A 23269-nucleotide genomic window follows, 5' to 3' on the forward strand; every position below is an offset into this window, starting at 1 on the left:
TCCCTCTCCTCGGGCAGCCGGCGCCCGCCCGGCGGGCAGGGATGACCGGCGCGCGAGGCAAGCGCTTTCCTGGGAGCGTAGGGGCCGGCCGCCCGCCGGGCAAGGGCTTTCCGGTGCGACTGCGGTAACCTGTGCCCGACCGCGCGGGGCGGGACCGCGCGGGAGAACCATCAGGGGGCGGCGGATGGCGACGCTGGCCGATGTCGCACGGCGGGCGGGGGTCTCCCCCGCCACCGCGTCGCGGGTGATCAACGGCAGCAGCAAGCCGGTCGCCGAGGAGCTGCGCGACCGCGTGCTGCGCGCCGTCGCCGACCTGCGGTACGTCCCGAACGCCCACGCCCAACTGCTGGCGAGGCCGCAGCGCAGCGTGGTCGGCGTCATCGTGCACGACGTCTCCGACCCGTACTTCGCCGAGGTGACCCGGGGGCTGCAACGGGTCGCCACCCAGCGGGGCCGGTTGCTGATCATCTGCAACAGCTACCGGGACCCGGTCCGCGAGCTGGAATACGTGGAGCTGCTGCGCGCCCAGCAGGTCGCCGCGATCGTGCTGGCCGGCTCGGGCTACCACGACGCCGCCTTCACCACCCTGCTCAACGAGAAGCTCGCCGCGTACGAGGCGACGGGCGGGCGGGTCGCGGTGATCGGCCGGCACGACCACTTCGGTGACGCGGTGATGCCGGCGAACGCGGCCGGTGGCGAGCTGATCGGCCGGGAGCTGCTGCGGCTCGGGCACCGGGAGATCGGGGTGGTCGCCGGGCCGCGCGTCCTGACCACCATCACCGACCGGCTGACGGGGCTGCGCCGGGCGCTGGCCGGGGAGGGCCGGGAGCTGCCCGAGGAGCGGGTCCGCTACGCCGACTTCAGCCGCGACGGTGGGGCCAGGGCCACGGCCGACCTGCTGGAGGCGTCCCCCGGTCTCACCGCCGTCGTGGCGCTCAACGACTCGATGGCGGTCGGCGCCCTCGCCCTGCTGCGCTCGCGCGGCATCCTGGTGCCCCGGGACGTCTCCGTCGTCGGCTTCGACGACATGCCGATCGCCGCCGACGTCACCCCGGCACTCACCACGGTGCGGCTCCCCCTGGTCGAGCTGGGGGTCCGGGCGATGAGCCTGGCCCTCGACCCGGCCGACGGACGCCCCCGCGTCGAGACACTGCCGGCGGAGCTGGTCTCCCGGGACAGCACCGGCCGCGCCTCGGCCTGAACCACGGCCTCCGCCCCACGTCCACCGCCTCACCCTCACCCTCACCCTCACCCGAGCCGGGCCGAGACCGGGTCAGGTCCTGCTGGTGGCGGTGTCCCGGCCGCCCCTGGCCAGCTCGGCGAGGCGGTCGATCTGGGTGGGATCGGACAGGGCGGACCCGACCGCTACCACCTTGACCCCGGCGGCCAGGAAGTCGGCGGCGTTGCCCGCGTCGATCCCGCCGGTGGCGACGAAACGCAGCTCCGGCAGGGGCCCTACGACGGCCGTGAACCACCGCGGCCCGAGACTCACCGCCGGGAACGCCTTGAGCCAGATCAGCCCGTGGTCGCGGGCCCGCTGGGCCTCGGTCGGGGTGGCCACCCCGGGCAGGTGGGGAATCCCGTAGCTCAACGCGGCGTCGGCCACCGCCAGGTCGAGCCCGGGCGCCACGGTGAACGCCGCGCCCGCGCTGGCCGCCTGTCGCACCCGCGCCGGGCTGAACACGGTGCCGGCACCGACGATCCGGTTCCGTTCTCGCCCGGCCACCACGGCGGCTCGCAGCGCGTCCATCGCCTCGGGGGTGCGCACCGGCACCTCCACCACGTCGATACCGAGGTCCCAGGCCCGGTTCGCGAGCCGGACCGTCTCCTGCGGCGGCAGGTCCCGCAGGATCACCATGACCCGCGCGCCGCCGAAGATCGGGCCGAAGTCGTGCGACGTCACGGGCCGCTCCCTTCGCTCTCGGGGCCGGCCACCCCGGCCCCCGAATTGCCAGGGCCGGCCACCCCGCCCCCTGAATCGCCGTCCAGCAAACCCGCAGCGACCAGGTCGAGCGCCGCCCAGCGGTCGGCGGGCAGCGCGACGAGGTGGTCGAGGTCCCGCCGCCGGGGCGGCGGTGCGCAGTCCCCGGGCACCACGAGGGCCCGGACCGCGACGAGGTGGCCGCAGCGCAGCGCGGCGGTGGGGTCGAGGCCGCGCAACAGGGCGGAGAGGTAGCCGGCGGCGAACGCGTCCCCGGCGCCCACCGGCTCGACCACCGGCACCCGCAGCGCCGGCACGAACACCGCCGGCCCGGTACGCGGCAGCGCGGTGGCGCCGACCGCACCGTCCTTGACCACCACCACCTCCGGACGGGACAGCAGCCGACGCACCGCCCCCGGATCGCCGGTCCCCCACAGCCGCTCGGCCTCGTCCAGCCCGACGAAAACCACGTCGGCCCGGTCGGCGACATCGCGCAGCACGTCGGCGGCCCGGGTTGCCGGCCAGAGCCGGGGCCGGTGGTTGACGTCGAAGCTGACCAGCGCGGCGGGGAGCGGCCGGTCGGTGACCGCGTGCTCGACCAACGCCCGGCAGGACGCCGACAGCGCCAGGGTCACCCCGGACAGGTGCAGCAGCCGCGCACCGGCCAGGCGCGGATCGACCAACGCCTCCGGGCCGAGCCGGGACGCGGCCGAGCCCGCCCGGTAGTAGTGCACCCTGGTCGCCTCCGGGCGGGGGTCCTTGAAGTAGACACCGGTGGGAGCACCCGGGTCGACGGTGACGTGGGCGACGTCGACGCCGGCCGCAGCGACCTCGCGCACCACCCTCCGGCCGAACGGATCGTCGCCGACCCGGCTCACCCAGGCGACCCAGTGGCCGAGGCCGGCCAGGCCGGCCGCCAGGTTGGACTCCGCCCCGCCGACGCCGAGCCGGACCGTATCGGCGCGTTCCAGCGGCGACACGTCGGCCGGCGACAGCACCACCATCGTCTCGCCGACGGTGACCACCTCCGGTCCGGCCGGCCCGGTCATGCCCGCGCCGCCGGAGAGTCGGTACCAGCCGGGAGGTCGGGGCCGGCCGGAGCGCCGGGGCCAGCCGGCAAGTCGGGGCCGGCCGGAGCGCTCGCCTCCGCGACGGCGGCGAGGGCGGCGGCCGTGTCGCGGTCGAGGATCCCGTCGGCGACCGTGACGGTGTGCCGGCCGTGCCGACTGCCGCCGGCCGGGACCACGGCCGGGGCCTCGAAGGCGAAGGCCACACAGACCCCCGGGTACATCGTCGTCCGGACGAACCACCGGTCGCCCGGCCCGAGCCCGGTGAAGACCAGGGTGTACGCCCCGCCGTCCGGCCCGGTGCCGGCCAGCGCGACCCACGGCGCGGCGCAGCCGTTCACCGCCTCCTCGCCGTCGGCCGACGCGGTGAAGACGTGCGGTGGCTCGGCCGCGACGGCCCGCCAGAAGAATCCGCCGTAACCGGCGCCGCCGGGGCGGCCGTTGGTGGCAGGGCTGCCGAGGGGGACGTCCCGGTCGGCAGGGGCGGTCAGCGCGTACCGCAGGTCCAGCCGCCACGCCCCGGGGGTGGCGGGGACGGGGATAGCGGGGGTGGCGGGGACGGGGGTGGCGGCGATCCTGCGGTGCTCGGTGAGCAGCACCCCGCCGGACGGATCGCGCCACTGGAGCCGGTGTTCCAGCACGTCGTCGGCGCGCTCGGTCCAGCGGGTGTGGACGATGCGGCCATGGTCGTCGCGCCAGGTGTAGCCGGCGTCGCGGACGTAGGTCCGCCCGCCCCAGAGGTTGGTGCCGTCGACGTCCTGCACTGCCAGGGACGCGCCGAGGTGCCACACGTGGTCCTCCGGCAGCGCGTCGGTGACAACTGTGCCGGCGAGGGTACGCACCGGGTGCAGGTAGGGGCGGGGGCCGTGCGTGACGTCGAGGTCCTGGGCGACGACGTACCGGGCCACCTCGACGCCGCCGACCAGCAGTCGGGGATCCTCGCCGGGATCGTCGGCCCGGAGGTCGGGCTCTCGGGCCGGGTCGGGCCCGATCCGGAGGCCAGGCTGGGTACCGGCCTGGCCGGCTTGGGTGTGGGGGGTGTGGTCGGTCACGACGGCTCCACGGCGACGGCCGGGCGGCGGCGGGCGACCGCGTGCAGGGCGGCGAGGGCGTACCCGGCGAGGATCGGCAGCGCGACCGGAATGACCAACGCGGTCAGGACGCCGACCAGGCAGCACACCCCGCTCGCCGCCGCCCAGCCGACCGGCCGGGCGAGGCAGGCGCGGGCGGCGGCCCGGGCCGCGGCCCGCCAGCCCCGCCCGCCGGCCCGGCCGACCTCGACGACGACCAGCCCGGCGTACCCGGCGAGGGCCGCCGCGACCACGCCGGTGACCAGTAGGGCGGGTGCCCCGCCGGGGACCCGGCCGGTGGCCAGCGCGGCCAGGTCGGCCCCGAGCAGCACCGCGCCGGCCAGCCCGGTGAGGGTCACCGGCACACCGGCCGGCAGCGCCCGGACGTACCGGCGCAGCGTGGTCCGCAGGTCCGGCCAGCCACCGTTGGTCACCCGGTCGTGCACGGCGGCGCTGGCGGCGGCGAGCGCGGCGCCGGCGGTCAACACCGGCAATGCGCCCGCCACCAGCAGGAATCCGACCAGCGCCAGGTCGGCGGCGTCGGCGACCACGTCCCGCCAGTCCCGGCGGGCCGGTCCCTCCTGCCTCACGGCGTCACCCCTTGATTCCGCTGGTGTTGATGCCCTCGACGAGCATCCGCTGGAAGGCGAGGAAGAACAGGAACACCGGCAGCAGCGACAGCACCGACATGGCGAACATCGGGCCGACCGCGCTCTGGCTGGTCGAGTCGATGAACAGGGTCAGCGCCACCGGCACGGTGTAGTCCTCCAGACTGGACAGGAAGACCAGTTGACGAAAGAAGTCGTTCCAGGTCCAGATGAACGAGAAGATCGCGGTGGTGACCAGCGCGGGTCGGCTCAGCGGCAGAATGACGTGCCGGAAGATGCCGAACGCGCTGGCCCCGTCGATCTTCGCGGCCTCGTCCAGCTCGCGCGGGATGCCCCGCATGAACTGCACCATCAGGAAGACGAAGAACGCCTCGGTGGCCAGGAACTGCGGGATCAGCAGCGGCAGGTAGGGCCACTCGCCGCCGACCAGGCCGAGGGTGCGGAACAGGATGTACTGCGGCACGATCAGGACGTGCCCGGGCAGCAGCAGGGTGCCGATCATGACGGCGAACCACATCCCGCGCAGTCGGAACTTCAGCCGGGCGAAGGCGTACGCGGCGAGCAGGCAGGAGATCGCGTTGCCGACCACGGTCAGCAGGCTGACCATGGCGCTGTTGAGGAAGAACCGGCCGAAGCTGAGGTCGAAGTTGGTCCACCCGTCGACGTAGTTGCCGGGGGTGAACTCCCTCGGCAGCAGGCCGATGTTGCTGACGATCTCCTCCTGGCTCTTGACCGAGGCGCCGATCATCCAGAACAGCGGGTAGAGCACGACCGCCACGATCGCGATCAGGACGAGCAGGCGTACGGCCTGACCGCCACCGCCACTGGCACGCGGGCGGCGGGGCCGGCTCACCGCCGGGCGTGCGGTCGACGTCACCGGTCCTCCCCGTCGGAGTAGTGCACCCAGAACCGTCCGGTGCTGAAGAGGATCGCCGTGATGATGCCGATGGCGAGCAGGAAGACCCAGGCCATCGCCGAGGCGTAGCCCATCTCCAGATCGGTGAAGCCCTTGATGTAGAGGTTCAGCGTGTACATGAGCGTGGAGTCGACCGGGCCGCCGGTGCCGTTGCTGAGCACGAAGGCCGCGGTGAAGCCCTGGAAGCCGTTGATCGTCTCCAGCACCAGGTTGAAGAAGATCACCGGGGAGAGCATCGGCAGGGTGACGGCGCGGAACTGCCGCCACCTGTTGGCCCCGTCGACCGAGGCGGCCTCGTAGAGCTCGGTCGGCACCTGCTTGAGCCCGGCCAGGAAGATCACCATCGGGGCGCCGAACTGCCAGATAGCGAGCACCATCAGGGTCTCCAGCGCCCAGTCCGGGTCGTTGACCCACGGCTTGCCCTCGATGCCGAACACGGCCAGCAGCGAGTTGAACGCGCCGTCGCGGTTGAACATGTTCACCCAGACGATCGCCAGGGCGACGCTGCCGCCGAGCAGCGACGGCAGGTAGAACAGGCTGCGGAACAGCCCGACCCCGCGCCAGGCCCGGTTGAGCAGCAGCGCCACACCGAGCGCGGCGGCCAGCTTCAGCGGCACCGCCACCAGGGCGAAGGTGAGGGTGACCCGCACCGCGTGCCAGTACGAGGGGTCGGCGGTGAACATCCGCTCGTAGTTGGCGAACCCCACCCACTCGACCTCCGAGAAGGGGGTGAGGATGTCGTAGTCGGTGAAGCTCAGGTAGAGCGACAGGAGCATGGGAATCGCCGTGACGGCCATCAGTCCGATGAGCCAGGGCGAGAGGAAGACGTACCCCGCCAGACCTTCGCTGTTCCGGATCCGCCCGGCCACGCCCCGGGGTGCGTGGGCGCGGGCGGATCCGGTGCCGCGTCGGGTCGGGTCGGGCGCCGTGGTCAGTGCCACGAGCCGACTCCTTTCCGAACGTGTGCGGCGGCTCAGACGATGGCGGACTTGCAGGCGGCGAGGAACTGCGCCGCTGCCTCGGCCGGGGTGGCCCGGCCGTACTGGGCGTTCTCCGCCGCCTTGATCAGTTCGGCGCGGACCTTGCTGTGGCCCTTGATGGGCACCTGCGGCGACTCGCCGAACTTCTGGGCCAGCTCGGTCTCCACGGCGATGGACTGCTTCATCGCCGGATCGGTGATGTCGTCGCTGACCACCCGGCGCAGGTCCAGGTTGGACGGCAGGCCCCGGTCGGTACCGAGGATCTTGGCTGCCTCCGGGTCGTTGACCAGGAAGTTGAGCACGTCGACCGCGACGTCCCGGTACTTGGTGCCCTTGAACGCCGACCAGTACATCGAGGCGCGGGCCCACTGGGCGCTCGGGTCACCCGGGTACGCCACGACGCCCAGCTCATCCTTGGTGTTCTTCTTCAGCTCCGGCATCTGGTTGACCCAGACCCAGGAGGTGCCCGCCTTGCCGGTGACCACCAACTGCTTGGTGATGTCGGTGGCGTTGCCCTCGTGGATCACGTCCGGGGTCGGGGTGGCGCCCCGGTCCCGGGCGCCCTTCCACAGCTCGAACCACCTGGTGACATCCTCGGCGGTGAAGCCGATCTCCTTGCCCTTGTACAGGTCCTTGCCCTGCTGGCGCAGCCAGACCCAGAACGCCTTGTAGTCGGCGCTGGGGTCCATCGTGCCGGGAACCCCTGCCTTCTTCGCGACCTGCTCGGCCCAGGCGATGTGCTCCTCCCAGCTCATCCCGCTGGTCGGCTCCGGAAGGCCGTTGGAGGTCAGCAGGGTCTTGTTGTAGACCAGGCCCTGGGTGTTCTCACCGGCGGCCAGCCCGGCGAGTTTGCCGTCGACCACGCCGTATTGCCACAGGCTCTTGGGGAACTTCGACACGTCGAGCTTGCCGGAGTCCTTGAAACCGGTCAGGTCGAGGGTGGTGTTGCGGGCCGCGTACTCGGCGAGGGCGTTGTCGTCGATCTGGAAGATGTCCGGCGGGTTGCCCCCGGCGGTGAGGGTGGCGAGCTTGTCGAAGTAGCCCTGGTTGGCCTGCCAGGTCTTCTCGAATGTGACGTTCGGGTGCTTCTTGCTGTAGAGGGCGAGGGCGTCCTCGGTCAGCTTGCCCCGCGCGTCGCCGCCCCACCAGAAGATGGAGAGCTTGACGGGGGCGTTCGGGGCGTCGCTGGCGTCGTCGCTGCCGCAGGCGGCAGCGCCCAGGGCCAGCGGGGCAGCGACGGCGAGGGCGACGAGCCCGCGCAGCAGATTACGGCGGGCGGTACGGTGGGAACGCCCGGCGGGTGCGCCGGCGGTGGGGGGCGTGGCGGGGTGCATGTGCGCTCACTCCTTGGCATTAGGAGGCGACGGCGCCACCGGTGGCCGCGGTCGGGCGGCCCGGGTCCGCAAGGCGATGCGGGCCCGGGCCGACACGTTCGGCACCGGGGCTGCCGGAGGACGGAACTCCTCCGGTGGAGTCGCGGATGACCAATTCGGTCTGGAGCATTACCTGTGCGGTGGTGCGACGAGCGCCGGCTGCCGCGTCCCGACCGGCGCCCCGCGGTCCCCGCGGCGCGTCGGTCTCCAGTTGCAGCAGCATGTCGACGGCCGTCCGACCGGCGGCCGCGGTGGGCGTGGCCACCGTCGTCAACTTGGGCCGGGTGAGCCGGCTCAGGGCGATGTCGTCGATGCCGACGACGCTGACGTCCTGCGGCACCCGGACCCCGAGGGCGTCGAGCCCCTCGATCAGCCCGATCGCCATCAGGTCGTTGTAGGCGAGCACGGCGGTGGCTCCAGCGCGCTGGACCTGTTCGGCCAGCGCCCCGCCGCCGTGCTCGGTGGGCGGGTTGGGGCCGAGCACGGTCAGCTCCGCCCCGCCGGCGCGGGCGGCGGCGGCTGCCGAGCGGCGGATCTCCCGGCTGGTCCAGGAGCCGCGCGGCCCGCTGAGTAGGGCGATTGCGGTGTGACCGAGGCCGACCAGGTGCTCGACCGCGGCGCGAGCACCCTGCCCGACGTCCATCATCACGCAGGGCAATCCGGCCACCTGACGGTTGATCACCACCAGCGGGACCTCGCGGCTGAGCTGCTCGATCAGGGTGTTGCTCATCCGGGGGCTGCACAGCAGCACCCCGTCGACCTGCTTGGCGAGGGCGTGGACCAGCTCCTCCTCGGCCACCGGGTCCTCGTTGGTGTCGGCGACGAAGACGTGGTAGTCGCGCTGCCGGGCCTGCCCCTCCGCCGCCTTGATCAGCGGCGGGAAGAACGGGTTGGCGATGTCGGCGATGATCAGCCCGATGTTGTGGGTGCGACCGGTGATCAGGGCCCGCGCGGCGCGGTTGGGCCGATAGCCCAGGTCCTCCGCGCAGGCCAGCACCCGGACCCGGGTCTCCGGGTTGACCAGGTGCGGTGCCGAGAACGTGCGGGAGACCGTCGAGATGTGCACGCCCGAGGCCCGCGCGACGTCCCTGATGGTGACTGGCACGGCGGCCCTCTCGTCGGTGTGGCTGCGGTCACGGCGGGTGCCGACAATTAATGCAAACGGTTGCTCCACTGTCAACGCTCAAAGATGACGGCCAGGCGTCGAGGAGGCACCTTTCATGCGCTCAAGAAGATATAAACCCGGACGAAGCGCGCGCCTTTTGTTTCCATCGTTGACTCATCGCGATCGATCGTGGTTTCTTCACTGCAAACGTTTGCAGTGAAGCGGGGAGGCCGACGCGATGTCTTCGAGATCCGGTGCACGGGCACGGCACGCGGTGGTCGGCACCGGCGCCCGGGCCGAGATGTTCGTCCGGTCCCTGGTCACCGACCACCCCGACACCGCCGAACTGGTCGCGTTCGCCGACGTCAACCAGGCCCGGATGGACGCCCACAACCGCTGGCTGGTCGAGCTCGGCCACCGGGCCGTGCCGACGTACCGGGCCGACGAGTTCGCCGCCATGCTGGGCAAGGAACACGTCGACACGGTGCTCGTCACCAGCGTCGACGCCACCCACGACGAGTACATCGTCGCCGCGCTGCGGGCCGGCTGCGACGTGGTGTCGGAGAAGCCGATGACCGTCGACGCGCCGCGCTGCCGGCGGATCCTGGACGCCGTCGCCGAGACCGGCCGCAGCGTCACCGTCGCCTTCAACTACCGCTACAACCCGCTGCACGAACAGCTACGCCGGCTGCTCGCCGACGGGGCGGTGGGCGAGATCGGCTCGGTGCACTTCGAGTGGCTGCTCGACGTGCGCCACGGCGCGGACTACTTCCGCCGCTGGCACCGGGACAAGGCGAACTCCGGCGGGCTGATGGTGCACAAGGCCAGCCACCACTTCGACCTGGTCAACTGGTGGCTCGACGCCACCCCCGTCGAGGTCTACGCCGCCGGCCGGCTCTTCTTCTACGGCGACGCCGGCAGCCGGCACGGCTACGCCCGCGACTACGACCGGGCGCACGGCGCACCGGCCGCCGACGACGACCCGTTCGCGCTGCGGATGGCCGAGCACCCGCGGCTGCGCGAGCTCTACCTCGACGCCGAGGCCGCCGACGGCTACCACCGCGACCGCAACGTCTTCGCCCCCGGCGTCACCATCGAGGACGACATGGCGGTGCTGGCCCGCTACTCCACCGGCGCGACGATGACCTACCACCTCACCGCGTACGCACCCTGGGAGGGCTACCGGGTGATGGTCAACGGCAGTCGGGGCCGCCTCGAACTGGAGGTCGTGGAGAGCGACTTCGTCAGCCCGCGGGCCGCCGGGGCGCTCAAGGGCGCCACCCTGCACGGCGACGAGGCCGCCGCCGAGGGCGGCTCGGCCACCCTCACCCTGCGCCCGTTCTGGTCGCCGCCTCGGCAGGTCGAGGTCGAGGGGTACACCCGGCACGGCCACGGCGGCGCGGACGCCCGGATGACGAAGGTGCTCTTCGGCGGTGCGGCGGACCCGCTGCACCGGGCCGCCGGCGCCCGCGACGGCGCCCTCGCCCTGCTCACCGGCCTGGCCGCCAACCGGTCCTTCGAAACCGGCCAGGCCGTCCGGGTCGCCGACCTGCTCCCCCTGCCCTGACCGACCGCGCCCGAGGCGCTCGCCCCGCCGGAGCCGGGCGGCACCGGCCGACCCCGGGCGGTCCGACCCCCGCCGCACCGACCGCACCTGAGGAGCCGTCCGACGTGCCGACCACCTCCCGACCCGACCTGCTCCTCCCCGCCGACCCGGGCCTGCGCGCGCTGGCCCGGCAGTTGTACGCGCAGGCGGCGGAGCAACCGATCATCTCGCCGCACGGGCACATCGACCCGGCGCTGCTGGCCGAGGACCGGCCCTTCCCGGACCCGTCCCGGCTGATCATCGTGCCCGACCACTACCTGACCCGGATGCTGCTCAGCCAGGGCGTGCCCCCGGCGGAGCTGGGCGTCCCGACGGTGGACGGAAGCCCGGTGGAGACCGACGGGCGGACGATCTGGCGGCGCTTCGTCGACGGCTGGCACCTGTTCCGGGGCACCCCGTCCCGGCTGTGGCTGGAGCAGACCCTCACCGAGGTCTTCGGGGTGCGGACCCCGCTCTCCCCGGCCACCGCCGACGCCGTCTACGACGAGCTGGCGGCCCGGCTCGTTGAGCCGGAGTTCCGGCCCCGGGCGCTGTTCGACCGGTTCCGCATCGAGGTGCTGGCCACCACCGAGTCCCCCCTGGACGACCTGGCCCAGCACGCCAAGCTGGCCGCCGACGGCTGGGGCGGCCCCGGCGGCAAGGTGGTCACCACGTTCCGGCCGGACAACGTGGTCGACATGGAGTTCGACAACTGGGCCACCAACGTCGAGCGCCTCGCCGAGGTATCCGGCGAGGACACCGGCTCGTACACCGGGTTCCTGGCCGCCCTGCGGCGGCGGCGGGAGGCGTTCATCGCGGCCGGCGCCACCTCCTCCGACCACGGCCACCCGACCGCCCGCACCCTGAACCTGAGCGAATCGGAGGCGGCGGCGCTGTACGAACGAGGCCGGCGCGGGGAGGCCGATGCCGCCGACGCGGAGGCATTCCGGGCGCACATGCTGCTGGAGTTCGCCAGAATGTCGCTCGACGACGGCCTGGTGATGCAGCTGCACCCCGGCTCGGTGCGCAACCACAACCGCCGGCTGTACGCCAGGCACGGCCGCGACGTCGGCGGGGACATCCCGCAGGCCACCGAGTACCTGCACGCGCTCACTCCGCTGCTCGACGCCTACGGCAACGACCCCCGGCTGCGGGTGGTGGTCTACACCCTCGACGAGTACACCTTCACCCGCGAGTTGGCCCCCCTCGCGGGCGGCTACCCGGCCCTCTACCTCGGCGCGCCCTGGTGGTTCCTGGACTCCCCCGAGGTGCTGCGCCGGTTCCGGGAGGCGGTCACCGAGACCGCCGGGTTCTACAACACCGCCGGGTTCGTCGACGACACCCGGGCGTTCTGCTCCATCCCGGTACGCCACGACGTGGCCCGCCGGGTCGACGCCGGCTTCCTCGCCCGACTGGTCGCCGAGCACCGGCTGACCGAGGACGAGGCCGCCGAGACCATCGTCGACCTCGCGTACCGCCTGCCGAAGCGGATCTTCAAGATCGGGGAAGCCCTATGAGTGTCACCATCACCTCCGTCGACGTGCACGACGTACGATTCCCGACCGCGGCGGCCGGCGACGGCTCGGACGCGATCAACCGGGGCGACTACTCGGCGACGTACGTCGAGCTGGGTACCGACGCCGCGACGGTGGGCGCCGGGTTCACCTTCACCAACGGCCGGGGCAACGAGATCACCTGTGCGGCCGTGCGCGCCCTGGCCCACCACGTCCGGGGCAGGACGGTCGAGGAGATCGTCGCCGAGCCGGTGGCGTTCTGGCGCTCGCTCAGCGCCGACGCGCAGCTGCGCTGGCTGGGCCCGGAGAAGGGCGTCATCCACATGGCCACCGGCGCGCTGGTCAACGCCGTGTGGGACCTGCGGGCCAAGCTCGCCGGCACGCCGATGTGGCGGTTCCTGGCCGAGCTGCCCACCGAGGAGCTGGTGGCAAGCATCGACTTCCACCACATCACCGACGCGCTCACCCCGGATGAGGCCGCCGCCATCCTGGACCGGGGCCGCGACGGGATGGCCGACCGGCTCGCCCTGCTGGAGCGCGACGGGTTCCCGTCGTACACCACCTCGGTCGGCTGGTTGGGCTACCCCGACGACAAGGTCCGGGCGCTGACCCGCGAGGCGTACGCGCAGGGGTGGCGGGCGATGAAGATGAAGGTCGGCGGCCCGCCCGCGGACGACCTGCGCCGGGCGCGGATCATCCGCTCCGAGATCGGCCCGGACGCGCTGCTGATGATGGACGCCAACCAGGTCTGGGACGTCGACGAGGCGATCACGAACATGACCGCGCTGGCCGACGCCGACCCGTACTGGATCGAGGAGCCCACGCACGCCGACGACATTCTCGGCCACGCCCGGATCGCCCGGGCGGTGACCGAGCTGACCGGCGGGCGGTGCCGGGTCGCCACCGGGGAGGTCGCCGCCAACCGGGTCATCTTCAAACAGCTGCTCCAGGCCGAGGCGATCGGGGTGATGCAGATCGACGCCTGCCGGGTCGGCGGGGTCAACGAGGTGCTCTCCGAGATCGTCATGGCGGCGAAGTTCGGGGTGCCGATCTGCCCGCACGCCGGCGGCGTCGGCCTCTGCGAGTACGTGCAACACCTGGCGATCTTCGACTTCCTGCGGGTCGGCACCGGCCTGGAGGGCCGAATGGTCGAGTACGTCGACCACCTGCACGAGCACTTCGTCGACCCGGTGCGCACCCGGGGCGGGCGGTACCTGCTGCCCGAGGCCCCCGGCTACAGCGCCACCATGCGTCCGGAGTCGATCGCCGAGTTCGGCTTCCCGGACGGCCCGGCATGGCGGTGACCGTGGAGGCGTCCCGGCTCGGGCTGGCCGCGCTGCGTCGGCTGCCCGAGGCCAGCCGGCCGCTGCTGCGCCCCGGCACCGTGCCGGCCGGGATCGCGCACCTGGGGTTGGGCGCGTTCCACCGCGCCCACCAGGCCGTCTACACCGAGGTCGCGATCGGTGCGGCGGGCGGGGACTGGGGCATCATCGGGGTCGCCCCGCGCAGCACCGAACTGGTCGAGGCGCTCGCCGCGCAGGACAACCTGTTCAGCGTGACCACCCGGGCCGCCACCGGCGACAGCACCCGGGTGATCGGGTCGCTGGCCGGGGTCCGGCACGCCGCGAGCGACCCGGCGGGGATCGTGGCGCTGCTCGCCGATCCGGCGATCCGGGTGGTCACGCTGACCGTGACGGAGAAGGCGTACCAACTCGACCCGGTCACCGGCCGGCTGCGCCCGGACCTGGCGCTCGCCGCCGACCTGGCCGGCGACGGCCCGCCGGGCACGGTGCCCGGCATGCTGGTCCGCGGGCTGACCGCCCGCGCGGCGGCCGACGCCGGGTCGATCGCGCTGGTCAGCTGCGACAACCTGCCATCGAACGGGGTCCGGCTGCGCGGCCTGGTCGAGCAGTCGCTGGCCCGCTCCGGCGTGTCGGGGCGGGTGCTCGACTGGGTCGCCGCGAACGTCACCTTTCCCGGGACCATGGTGGACCGGATCGTGCCGGCCAGCACGGCGGACACCTTCGCCGTGGCCCGCCACGCGCTCAACTGCGTCGACCTGGCCGCGGTGTCCGCCGAGCCGTACACCCAGTGGGTGATCGAGGACGCCTTCCCCGGCGGCCGGCCGGCGTGGGAGCGGGCGGGTGCGGTGCTCACCGACGACGCCGGACCGTGGGAGCGGCTGAAGCTGCGCGGCCTCAACGGGCTGCACTCGGCCACTGCCTACCTGGGTGCCCTCGCCGGCCGGGAGACCGTCGCCGACGCGCTGGGGATTCCCGGCCTGAGCGGGGCGCTGCGCCGGCTGGTCGCCGAGGAGGTGGCGCTCAGCTTCACCCCGCCGGCCGGGGTGTCGGTGGTCGACTACGGCGACGAGGTGCTGGGCCGCTTCGCCAACCCGGCGATCCGGCACCGCACCCTCCAGGTCGCCATGGACGGCTCGCAGAAGCTGCCCCAGCGAATCCTGCACACCATCGCCGACCTGCGCGCGGCCGGCCGGTCGGCCCGCTGGTCGGCGCTGGTGGTCGCCGCGTGGGCGAGGTTCGCCGGCGGGCACGCCGACGACGGCAGCGCGCTGCCGCTGGTCGATCCCCTCGCCGAGCGGATCCGGGGTGCGCTGGCCACCGCCGGCGGCACTCCGGCCGGGACGGTCGACGCGCTGTTCGGGCTGCGCGAGGTCTTCCCCGCCGAGGTGGCGGCCGACGACGAGGTCCGCACCGACGTCACCGACTGGCTGACCGCCCTGGACCGGCACGGGGTGGCCGCGACGCTGGCCGGTGCGGCATGAGCGACGAGCGCCCCGGTGCCTCCCCGGCCGACGCGGCCCGGTCCGGCGACGCGGCGGCCGGTGGCCCACCCCGGGTGGCGCTGATCGGGGCGAACGGGCACGGCCGCTGGCACCGCCGGGCAATCGCGCCGCTGCACGCCGCCGGCCGGGTGCGCCTGGTCGCCCTGGTCGACGTACGCCCGCTCGAGGACGAACCCGGCGCGCCGCTGCCGGCGGACGCGGCGGTCTTCACCGACCACGCGCGGATGCTCGCCGAGACCAGGCCGGACGTGGTGGTGGTCTGCACGCCGCCGCACACCCACCTGCCGATCGCGCTGGACGTGCTGGCCACCGGGGCGGACCTGCTGCTGGAGAAGCCCCCGGTGCTCTCCACGGCCGAGCACCGGACGCTGGCCGCCGCGCTGACCAGGACCGGCCGGGCCTGCCAGGTCGGCTTCCAGGCCCTCGGCTCGGCGGCGCTGGCCGCGCTGACGGCGGCGGTGACGGGCGGGCGGCTCGGCCGGATCACCGGCATCGCGACGGTCGCCGCCTGGCAGCGCTCGGACGGCTACTACGCCCGGGCCCCCTGGGCCGGCCGGCACACCCTGAACGGCCGACCGGTGCTCGACGGGGCGCTGGCCAACCCGCTCGCCCACGCGGTGATGCAGTGCCTCGCGGTGGCCGAGGCAGTCGCCGGCACGCCGGTGCGACCGGCGGCGATCGAGCTGGAGCGCTACCGGGTCCGCCCCATCGAGGTGGACGACACGGCGGCCCTGCGGGTCGTCCCGCGCGCCGGGCCGCCGATCGTGGCCGCGGTGACCCTGGCCGGCGAGGAATTCATCCCCGGCGAGGTGATCGTGACCGGCACCGGCGGGCGGGCGGTGCTGGAGTACCCGACCGACCGGCTGCTCCTGCCCGGCGACGACATGCCCCGCACGGTGCCGGGGCGGCGCGGCCTGCTGGAGAACCTGCTGGATCACCGCGCCGACCCGGCCGGTACTCCGCTGATCGTCCCACTGGCGCGCACCGCACCGTTCACGGCCGTGCTGGAGGCGATCGGGGCCGCGCCCGAGCCGACGCTGCTCGGCGGCGACCTGGTGATCGTGGTTGGTCAGGGGCCGGACCGGGTGTTGACCGTCCAGGGCGTCAACGGGGCGCTGCGGCGGGCGGCCGAGTCCGGCGCGCTGCCCTCGGAGCTGGCGGTGCCGTGGGCGGTGCCGCCGGTGCGCACCGACCTGACAGACGAGGAAGGCGGTTGAGGTTCCCTGCCCGGTCAACGGGCCACAGAAAACACGCTCGCAGACGACGGATCACTTCGGAGGGTCCCTGATGAGTCCCCGTGTTCTCGGGGCGGCCCTGGTCGCCCTTTTCCTGCTGGTCGTACCGGGCGCGGCGGCGTCGGCCGCCCCCGACGCCACCGCCCCGGTGCCCCGCCCCGTCGAACGGTTCGCCCGCCAGGCCCTGCCGTCCGGCGACGGCTGGGCGGCCGACGGCACCGGCACCACCGGCGGCTCGACAGCCGCCGCCGACCAGCTCCACCTGGTCCGCAGCCGGGCCGACCTGGTCCGCGCCCTGGGCGGCGACAACGCCACCAACCGGACCAACGCCACCCCCAAGGTGATCGTCGTCGACGGTGTCATCGACGGGTTCGCCACCGCCGACGGCGGCCTGCTGGGCTGCGCCGACCTGGCCGACCCGGAGTACTCCCTGCCGGCCTACCTGGCCGCGTACGACCCCGCCGGCTGGGGCATGGTCCCGCCGACCGGTGCGCTGGAGGCCGCCCGGGTGCGCTCGGTGGCCAACCAGACCCGGCAGACCCAGATCAACGTCGGCCCGAACACCACCATCGTCGGACTGCGCGGGGCGACGCTGACCGGCCTGACCATGATGATCGACACCGCCGACAACGTCATCGTGCGGAACCTGACCTTCGACGACGCCCGGGACTGCTTCCCGGCGTGGTCGCCGACGGACGGGGCTGCCGGCAACTGGAACTCCCAGTACGACCAGGTCTCGGTGCGGCGCAGCGAGCACGTCTGGATCGACCACAACACCTTCACCGACGGCGACAATCCGGACAGCGCCCAGCCGACGTACTTCGGCCGGCCGTACCAGGTGCACGACGGGTCGCTGGACGTCACCCACACCGCCGACCTGGTCACCGCTTCGTACAACCGCTTCGTCGGGCGGGACAAGCTGATGCTGATCGGCTCGTCCAACACGGTCGGGCCGGACGTCGGTCGGCTCAGGGTGACCCTGCGCCACAACCTGTTCGACCGGGTGCTGCAGCGGCTGCCCCGGATCCGGTTCGGCCAGGTCGACGTCTACAACAACTGGTACCGGCTGGCCGGCGAGGACTTCGAGTACGCCATCGGCGTCGGGGTGCAGTCCGCCGGGTACGTGGAGAACAACTACTTCGCCCTCGGCGCCGGCATCGCCGCCGACGACCTGCTGTACGACTGGGGCGGCACCGCCGTCACCACCCGCGGCAACTGGGTCCGCGTCGATGGCGACGGGGCCGGCCCGGTCGACCTGGTGGCGGCGTACAACGCGACCCACGATCCCGACCTGGGCACCGACGCCGGCTGGACGCCGGCCCTGCGCGGCGGGCCGGTGCTACCCGCGCCGCTGGTCCCGCTCGTGGTCGGCGCGCTCGCCGGGGCGAACCGCCTGCCGCTGTAGACACGTCCGGGCCTGCCGCATCGTCATGCGGCGTCCCGGCGGGCGGCCCGGCGATGTCGCCAGAGCCGGGCCGCCACCAGCAGCACGACCACAGCCAGCAGCGCCTCCCCGCCGAGGCCGAGGCGGCGCTCCAGCAGCCGGTACGAAGCGCCCGCGAGGTAGCCGAGCACCGCCACGAGCACCGCCCAGAGCACTCCGCCGCAGATGTTGGCCAGGGTGAACACGCCCCGCGGCATCCCGCTGAGCCCGGCGATCCCCGGGATGAGGGCACGCAACGCCGCCACCCAGCGGCCGAGTATCACCGCCACCGCGCCCCGGCGGCGGACCAGGTCCAGCGCGCGCCGCAGCTCCCCCGAGCGGACCAGCCGGCGGGGCGCGCGGGACAGCAGCCGGCGGCCGTACCGGCGGCCGAGCAGGTAGCCGGCTTGGTCACCCAGCGCCGCGCCGGCCACCGCCACAGCCGCCACCGCCCACAACGGCAGCCGCCCCGAGTGCGCGACCACGCCACCGATCAGCACCGCGGCCTCCCCCGGCACGACCAGCCCGAGGAAGGTGGACGCCTCCAGCGCGGGCAGCAGAAAGACCAGGGTGAGCACCAATGCGGGGGGCAACGCCACCAGCAGTGCCAGCACCCGGTCCATCCGGCTATTGTCCCCGGCTGCCGGCGGCACCGACCACCGTTCCGTGGACCACCAGCCCGCGCCCGCCACCTCGGAGGGGGACCGGGTCAAGGGGGTGCCGGGCGGTTCCTGATCCACGTCGTTGCCGTCACAACCCCGACGACGGGACCCGACGGACGGTGAAGATCAGCTATAAGTGACCCATGGACTTCCCGCCGTACCTGGCCTCAATGCCGATGCACGCGATCACCGAGATCCACGGCGAACCCGGCCTGCGGGAGCGGTTCCGGTTGGAGATCCGCGCATTCGACCCCGACGCGCGGGCCCGACTCACCGCCGCCCTCGACCTCGCCGCCGAGCTGCACTGCGACGACCGGCGGGTCCGCGAGCCGTACCTCAACCATCTGCTGCGGGTGGCGATCCGGATGATGCACCACTACCAGGTACGCGACGTGGACGTGATCGTCGCCGGCCTGCTGCACGACGCGGTGGAGGACCATCCGGCGGAGCTGGCGGGCCCGGCCTGGTCGGCGACGGGCGACGACCCGGCGTCGACGGCTGTCGGCGACCCCACCTCCGCGGCGCTGGCGGTGCTCGCCACGCGGTTCGGCCCGCGGGTCGCGCGCCTGGTCGCCGCAGTCACCAACCCGACGTACGATCCGGACCGCGACCGGCACGTGCAGTACCGGGAGCACGTTGCGGCCAGCCTGGACCGGGAGCCGTGGGCCCGGGTCATCAAGGTCTCCGACTTCACCGACAACGGGGTCGGAGTGATCCACACCGTCGGCCCCAAGGTGTACTCGTCGGCGACGAAGTACCGTCCGCTCGTGCCGGTCCTCCGGGAGCTGATCGCCCGACCCGACACCCCGCTCGCACCGGCGGTGAAGGCGCACATCTTCAGCCAGCTCGACCTCGCCGAGGAACGCTTCAGCGCGATCCTCGACGAGCCGGTGAACGTCACCTGAGACCACGCCGCAGGCCTCCTGCCACCCGCCTCCTGCCGTGACTATCTCCGGGCGGCTGACGTCGGGCGGCTGACGTCGGGCGGTCAGCGGCGGGGCAGCGCGCCGGCGGCCCGACGGCGCAGGGCCGGCACCCGGGCGGAAGCGTCGCGCAGCACCACCCGCAGCGGGTGCGGGGCGTCGGCGTCGGCGTCGCCGAGCAGCGTCAACAGCAGGCCGAGGTGTCCTGCGGGCTCGTCGGCGAGCAACTGCATGGCGTCATCGACCACCAGGGTCAGCGGACCGGAGTCGAGCCGGTCGCAGAGGCTCTCGGCGAGCGCGTCCCAGTTGCGCCCGACGTACCCGGGCAGGCCGAGGACCCGCACCAGCGCCCCGAACAGGGCGGCCCGGGTGCGGGCGGCTCCCGCTGCGAGCACCGCCTCCCCCGGGCTATGGGTCGCGGCGGCGGCCGGCGCGGCCGTGATGACCAGCCACGGCGGCAACTGCGGCGGATGCCCGTCGGTCATGGTGTTCTCCCCCGGCGCGGGTCGCGCGAAGCGCCGGAGGCCCGCGGGTAGACGTCGTACTCGTAGTAGGTGGCTCCGGTGGGAAGCTGGCCCTCATAGTTGTAGAACCGGCCGCCGGCGAAGTTGGAGAGCCCGCCGCTCCACGAGTACCAGGCCCGGCTGGTCGGGAAACCCTTGGCGGCCCATCCCGAGCGGCCGCCGCTCGTCGTGGTCGGCACCGTCGGGTCGGTCACGGTTCCTCCCCATCACGGTCACACCAAACATATCGATGCAAATGAAGTCCCTACTGGGGAACAGTGTCGGCGCAACAGCCCGTTCTGGCCAGGGGTGCGGACGAAACAGATCCGCATGCCCGGGCGAGATCCTGCTCGGTGCGGATCGGACGAGGCAGGTCGGGCGCCCCCGTCCGGGGCCGCCCGACCCGCGCCGGTCACCACCGCGGGTACGGCACGCGATCCGTCAACACCCGATTCGGCCGGGGCCGACCGCGACGTCGTCGAACCAGAGGGTGTCCGAGCCCTCGCCGTAGCTCTCCCAGCCCAGGCGCAGGTCGGTGAGCTGCGGACGCCAGGTGCGGTTGAGCCACTGGCCGTCGACGTCGTGGGTGGGCACCCGCCCTGTCGGTGATTGAACGGTGACGAAACGCATGACACGCTCGAACTCGTCCACGACGGCCGCAGCGGTGGCGACGAAACTGTCGGCGCCGGAGAGGTGACCGAAGTCGACGTAGCAGTAGGAACAACGGAAGTTGCAGGCCGCGACGTGAGTGATGGCGGCGAGGTTGTGTTTATTCCAGTGCCCGCCGAGTTCGGCCGCGACCGTGAGCGGGCTGTCCGACAGGTTGGCCACATGCCGGAGGGCGAAGAACTCCGGAAGGGAGGTGGGCAGGCGCATCCACTCTCGTTTGACCGGCGTGAAAAGGCGAAACTGCCGGTTCTGCACACCGCCGAGCGCAGTATCACGAAGATCGGTGAATGCGTATCCGCCGTGACCCACGTTGACGATGCGATACGACCGGGACAGCAATCGTCCCTCGTCCTGACGGGGTCTCGGTACCGATTCCGCCACGCGCTCCTCTGTCGAGGTGGGTCTGGGTGGCTCCAATGCCGGTCTTCGCCGACGTCGGTCGATGACGAGAATGCTTTCCCGACAAACGGCGGCGGGTCAAATCAGCACGACCCCGCGAATCTTGATCCGATCAATCCGGCACCTCGAATAGGCGTCAGTCCTGCTCGTCGAGGAGCCGCCGGAGGTATCCCAGACCTCGGCCGACAGCAGCAACTCGACAATGGTCACTCCTCGCCTCTCACCAGGCCCGCGATCCGCTCGCAGGCAGCCTGATTCAGTGGTTGCAGCGACGTCGACGCGACGGCACCGCTGAAGAATCCCTGCACGTGGTGGATTCCCAGGTCGTAGATCTGCTTGAGGGTCACCGGTGCCATGTCGTCGAACCCTTCCACGATGACGGCTCGTGGCGTGGGGGCGTGCCCGAGGTCGCTCGCGTGCCGGGACACCCGTGCCACCAGCGCGAGTTCCTCCAACGCCATCGGATGGTGCAGCACCGCCCGGTCGACCTTGATCTGGGTCAGTGGCAGCTCCGCCATCCGGGCCAGTGAGGCGTACCCGACGCCGAAGTCGTCGACGGCGAAGCTGATCCGAAGCTCCCGGGCCAGCTCGGTGAGCCGCCGGTGGAAGTAGAGCAGCGGTTCCTGCGACCAGCGCTCACCCGGGCCGGGCTCGATCGCGTCCTGCTCGGAGATCTCCAGCGTGAGCGTTCGCGGATGCATGGCAGCCTCGGTGAGCACCCTGCTCACCTGGTTGAGGTACGAGTCGCTGAGCAGTGAGCGGACCGCGACGTTCACCGACAGTGGCTTGGTGCCGTGCCACGGGGCGTCCGCGTCCGCGGTGGCGTACGAGCGGATCGACTTGGCGAGCAGCAGCGAGTCACGCTCGACGATGAAGCGGTCACCCCAGACGTACGCCATCTGCAGCGCGGCGAGTGGCGCGCGAAGCTCCTTGTCGCTGCGGCGCGCGAGGGCCTCGAAGCTGTGGATGCTCACTCCGGCCGGGCGCAGGTCCAGCTCCACCACGGGCTGGAACACCATGATCATGGAGTCGACCAGCTTCTGGTAGAGGCTGAAGGCGTACTCGTACAGGTTCAGTGGCAGCCGGCCGAAGGCGGCGCGCAGGGCGGTTACCACCTGCATCTCGGCCTGCAGCGGATCGCCGAGAAGGTCCGAGTCCCACAGGGCCCGGAGCATGACGGCGAGCGGCTCGCCCATGTCGAGCAGCGCAACGGCGGGGTCTACGACGGTCAACGTGAGGATGCGATCGTCCTCGTAGGAGAGCGGAACGCAGAGCATCCGCAGGCCGGCGTCGTTCGAAACGATGTGCCCGGGCATCGACGTGCGGTGCCGGATCGCGTCGGCGGCGCTCAGTTCCAGCAGCGGCCGAAGCTCCTCCTTGTCGAAGCGGGCGGTGGAGTCGGCCACCCGGATGGCCGAGCCGGAGAACTCCACCACGGCCACGGAGCCGGCGGCCAGCGCGTGCCGGACGATCTCCACCCGCTCGACGTGCCCGCGCTGCGGGGACGCCCGCATCGGGTGGGTCTCGGAGCGGAAGACCCGACCGAGCAGCTGCACGATCGAGCTCGACTGGTCCTCGAGTGGGCTCTTGCAGGGCCGGGTGGTGCTGGGGTTGGCGGGTGAACTCTGCAACCGACGCTCGTGCCGCGAAGTCGGCGGTTGGACCAGCACGGTGGTCGGCCCCCACCTCTGGACGAGCTGGACCGGCGGTGGTTCGAGCCCCTGCTCGGCCACGAACGCGGCCATCTGACCGAACGACACCCGACCCCTGTCGTCCGCAGCCCCACCGCGAAGAGCACTGAGCAGGTGGTGGGTCAGCACGCCGTGCCCGTACTCCTCGTTTTCCCGGGCCGCCGCATCGTTGCGGTAGGCCAGCAGCGCGCTGTGCCGGTCGACCCGGGTGCGGTAGGCCTGCAATGCCTCGGCGTGGCGCAGATCGGCGTCCGGATAGGTCCTGGTGTGGCAGCAGTCGAGGATGAGGAAGGAGGTGCCGGCGAAGGACTCGAAGACGTCCCGCTTGAGGAAGGCCATCCGCAGGCCGTTCTCCGGCTCCAGGCGAAGGGCGTCCGGATCGAGGTCAGCCGTGACGAGGTAGGCATCGAGTTGGGTGCTCCACTCGGGCACCAGGGCATGGCCGGCGAAGTACACGAGCAGCACGTCGGCCGGGCCGGAGTCCAACGTCATCTTGCGGAGCCCGGCCTTGATCTCACGCCAGGTCGCCTCCGCGCCGACGTACGTTCTGATGTCCACATCTTCGAAGGTGCCGATCTTCCGGTCGAGCAGCACCGCTCGGATCGCCTCGACATCGCTTTCCGCATATCGCAGGGCGGGCAATTGAACATCGCTCCCGCCCTGGTTGACTCCGATCAGAACCGCCCGCCGCCGGCTCGGCGCCATCCAGAACCCCCATACGATGATCCGCTCGCGATCACGTCACGAAATCAGCGCAGCGCTCGGGCCAGGCTAACGGCTCCTACAGCGGCATTGATTCGACCGCCGCGTCAGATACCC

The 23269-nt window shown here is 72.6% G+C and carries 22 protein-coding genes; 8 read left to right on the forward strand and 14 right to left on the reverse strand.

Going from position 1 to position 23269, the window contains the following annotated elements; translation table 11 throughout:
- The first annotated feature begins 184 nt into the window (after positions 1 to 184).
- Positions 185 to 1201, forward strand: coding sequence for a LacI family DNA-binding transcriptional regulator (locus tag SNR22_RS00375; RefSeq protein ID WP_320064159.1), 1017 nt, complete (start codon positions 185 to 187; stop codon positions 1199 to 1201).
- A 72-nt stretch (positions 1202 to 1273) separates the two neighbouring features.
- Here the strand turns inward: SNR22_RS00375 and SNR22_RS00380 are convergent, their stop codons facing one another.
- From SNR22_RS00380 to SNR22_RS00415, 8 genes are read right to left on the reverse strand one after another with little or no spacing between them, the layout of a single operon-like run.
- Positions 1274 to 1903 (reverse strand): bifunctional 4-hydroxy-2-oxoglutarate aldolase/2-dehydro-3-deoxy-phosphogluconate aldolase, encoded by a 630-nt coding sequence (locus SNR22_RS00380; protein WP_320064161.1) that lies wholly within the window; start codon positions 1901 to 1903, stop codon positions 1274 to 1276.
- Positions 1900 to 2970 (reverse strand): sugar kinase, encoded by a 1071-nt coding sequence (locus SNR22_RS00385; protein ID WP_320064162.1) that lies wholly within the window; start codon positions 2968 to 2970, stop codon positions 1900 to 1902. Before SNR22_RS00385 ends, SNR22_RS00380 begins: the two co-directional genes overlap by 4 nt.
- On the reverse strand, positions 2967 to 4040 hold the full coding sequence (locus SNR22_RS00390) for a PmoA family protein (RefSeq protein WP_320064164.1): 1074 nt from the start codon (positions 4038 to 4040) through the stop codon (positions 2967 to 2969). Before SNR22_RS00390 ends, SNR22_RS00385 begins: the two co-directional genes overlap by 4 nt.
- A complete protein-coding gene (locus SNR22_RS00395; protein WP_320064166.1) occupies positions 4037 to 4648 on the reverse strand; it encodes a hypothetical protein in 612 nt (203 codons plus the stop codon). The genes SNR22_RS00390 and SNR22_RS00395 overlap by 4 nt, the downstream gene beginning before the upstream one ends.
- Before the next feature lie 4 nt (positions 4649 to 4652).
- Complete coding sequence (locus SNR22_RS00400; protein WP_413775563.1) at positions 4653 to 5543, reverse strand: carbohydrate ABC transporter permease; 891 nt, start codon at positions 5541 to 5543, stop codon at positions 4653 to 4655.
- Positions 5540 to 6523, reverse strand: a complete 984-nt coding sequence (locus SNR22_RS00405; protein WP_320064167.1) for a sugar ABC transporter permease — start codon at positions 6521 to 6523, stop codon at positions 5540 to 5542. Before SNR22_RS00405 ends, SNR22_RS00400 begins: the two co-directional genes overlap by 4 nt.
- 32 nt (positions 6524 to 6555) lie before the next feature.
- Positions 6556 to 7896 carry an extracellular solute-binding protein gene (locus SNR22_RS00410; RefSeq protein ID WP_320064168.1) on the reverse strand — a complete coding sequence of 447 codons (1341 nt, stop codon included), beginning with the start codon at positions 7894 to 7896 and terminating at the stop codon, positions 6556 to 6558.
- A 19-nt stretch (positions 7897 to 7915) separates the two neighbouring features.
- Positions 7916 to 9040 carry a LacI family DNA-binding transcriptional regulator gene (locus SNR22_RS00415; RefSeq protein WP_320064170.1) on the reverse strand — a complete coding sequence of 375 codons (1125 nt, stop codon included), beginning with the start codon at positions 9038 to 9040 and terminating at the stop codon, positions 7916 to 7918.
- 238 nt (positions 9041 to 9278) lie between these two features.
- On the opposite strand from SNR22_RS00415, the gene SNR22_RS00420 reads away from it, so the two are divergent.
- The 6 genes from SNR22_RS00420 (at position 9279) to SNR22_RS00445 (ending at position 17585) form a co-directional block, all read left to right on the forward strand.
- Positions 9279 to 10607, forward strand: coding sequence for a Gfo/Idh/MocA family oxidoreductase (locus SNR22_RS00420; protein ID WP_320064171.1), 1329 nt, complete (start codon positions 9279 to 9281; stop codon positions 10605 to 10607).
- A 104-nt stretch (positions 10608 to 10711) separates the two neighbouring features.
- Positions 10712 to 12142, forward strand: coding sequence for a glucuronate isomerase (uxaC, locus tag SNR22_RS00425; RefSeq protein WP_320064172.1), 1431 nt, complete (start codon positions 10712 to 10714; stop codon positions 12140 to 12142).
- Positions 12139 to 13443, forward strand: a complete 1305-nt coding sequence (locus SNR22_RS00430) for an enolase C-terminal domain-like protein (RefSeq protein ID WP_320064173.1) — start codon at positions 12139 to 12141, stop codon at positions 13441 to 13443. Before uxaC ends, SNR22_RS00430 begins: the two co-directional genes overlap by 4 nt.
- On the forward strand, positions 13434 to 14924 hold the full coding sequence (locus SNR22_RS00435) for a mannitol dehydrogenase family protein (protein ID WP_320064174.1): 1491 nt from the start codon (positions 13434 to 13436) through the stop codon (positions 14922 to 14924). The genes SNR22_RS00430 and SNR22_RS00435 overlap by 10 nt, the downstream gene beginning before the upstream one ends.
- Positions 14921 to 16162: a Gfo/Idh/MocA family protein gene (locus SNR22_RS00440; RefSeq protein ID WP_320064175.1), complete on the forward strand. Its 1242-nt coding sequence runs from the start codon at positions 14921 to 14923 to the stop codon at positions 16160 to 16162. The genes SNR22_RS00435 and SNR22_RS00440 overlap by 4 nt, the downstream gene beginning before the upstream one ends.
- 70 nt (positions 16163 to 16232) lie before the next feature.
- Positions 16233 to 17585 (forward strand): pectate lyase, encoded by a 1353-nt coding sequence (locus SNR22_RS00445; RefSeq protein ID WP_320064177.1) that lies wholly within the window; start codon positions 16233 to 16235, stop codon positions 17583 to 17585.
- A 23-nt stretch (positions 17586 to 17608) separates the two neighbouring features.
- Here SNR22_RS00445 and SNR22_RS00450 read toward each other — a convergent pair whose 3' ends face one another.
- Complete coding sequence (locus SNR22_RS00450) at positions 17609 to 18226, reverse strand: DedA family protein (RefSeq protein ID WP_320064178.1); 618 nt, start codon at positions 18224 to 18226, stop codon at positions 17609 to 17611.
- Positions 18227 to 18408: 182 nt separating this feature from the next.
- Here SNR22_RS00450 and SNR22_RS00455 point away from each other — a divergent pair, with 182 nt between their 5' ends.
- The gene (locus SNR22_RS00455) at positions 18409 to 19170 is read left to right on the forward strand and encodes an HD domain-containing protein (RefSeq protein WP_320064180.1); all 762 of its coding nucleotides are present in this window, start codon (positions 18409 to 18411) and stop codon (positions 19168 to 19170) included.
- Between the two features lie 83 nt (positions 19171 to 19253).
- Here the strand turns inward: SNR22_RS00455 and SNR22_RS00460 are convergent, their stop codons facing one another.
- The 5 genes from SNR22_RS00460 to SNR22_RS00480 all read right to left on the reverse strand — a co-directional run bounded on the left by SNR22_RS00460 (position 19254) and on the right by SNR22_RS00480 (position 23155).
- Entirely contained in the window at positions 19254 to 19673 is a 420-nt protein-coding gene (locus SNR22_RS00460) for a barstar family protein (RefSeq protein ID WP_320064182.1), read from the reverse strand.
- Complete coding sequence (locus SNR22_RS00465; RefSeq protein ID WP_320064183.1) at positions 19670 to 19906, reverse strand: ribonuclease domain-containing protein; 237 nt, start codon at positions 19904 to 19906, stop codon at positions 19670 to 19672. Before SNR22_RS00465 ends, SNR22_RS00460 begins: the two co-directional genes overlap by 4 nt.
- A 226-nt stretch (positions 19907 to 20132) precedes the next feature.
- Positions 20133 to 20741 carry a hypothetical protein gene (locus SNR22_RS00470; protein WP_320064184.1) on the reverse strand — a complete coding sequence of 203 codons (609 nt, stop codon included), beginning with the start codon at positions 20739 to 20741 and terminating at the stop codon, positions 20133 to 20135.
- 96 nt (positions 20742 to 20837) lie between these two features.
- A complete protein-coding gene (locus tag SNR22_RS00475) occupies positions 20838 to 20969 on the reverse strand; it encodes a hypothetical protein (protein ID WP_320064186.1) in 132 nt (43 codons plus the stop codon).
- A complete protein-coding gene (locus tag SNR22_RS00480) occupies positions 20966 to 23155 on the reverse strand; it encodes an EAL domain-containing protein (RefSeq protein ID WP_320064187.1) in 2190 nt (729 codons plus the stop codon). The genes SNR22_RS00475 and SNR22_RS00480 overlap by 4 nt, the downstream gene beginning before the upstream one ends.
- Positions 23156 to 23269 lie beyond the last annotated feature (114 nt).

This window comes from Micromonospora sp. RTGN7 (assembly GCF_033804645.1).
Taxonomy (GTDB): Bacteria; Actinomycetota; Actinomycetes; order Mycobacteriales; family Micromonosporaceae; genus Micromonospora.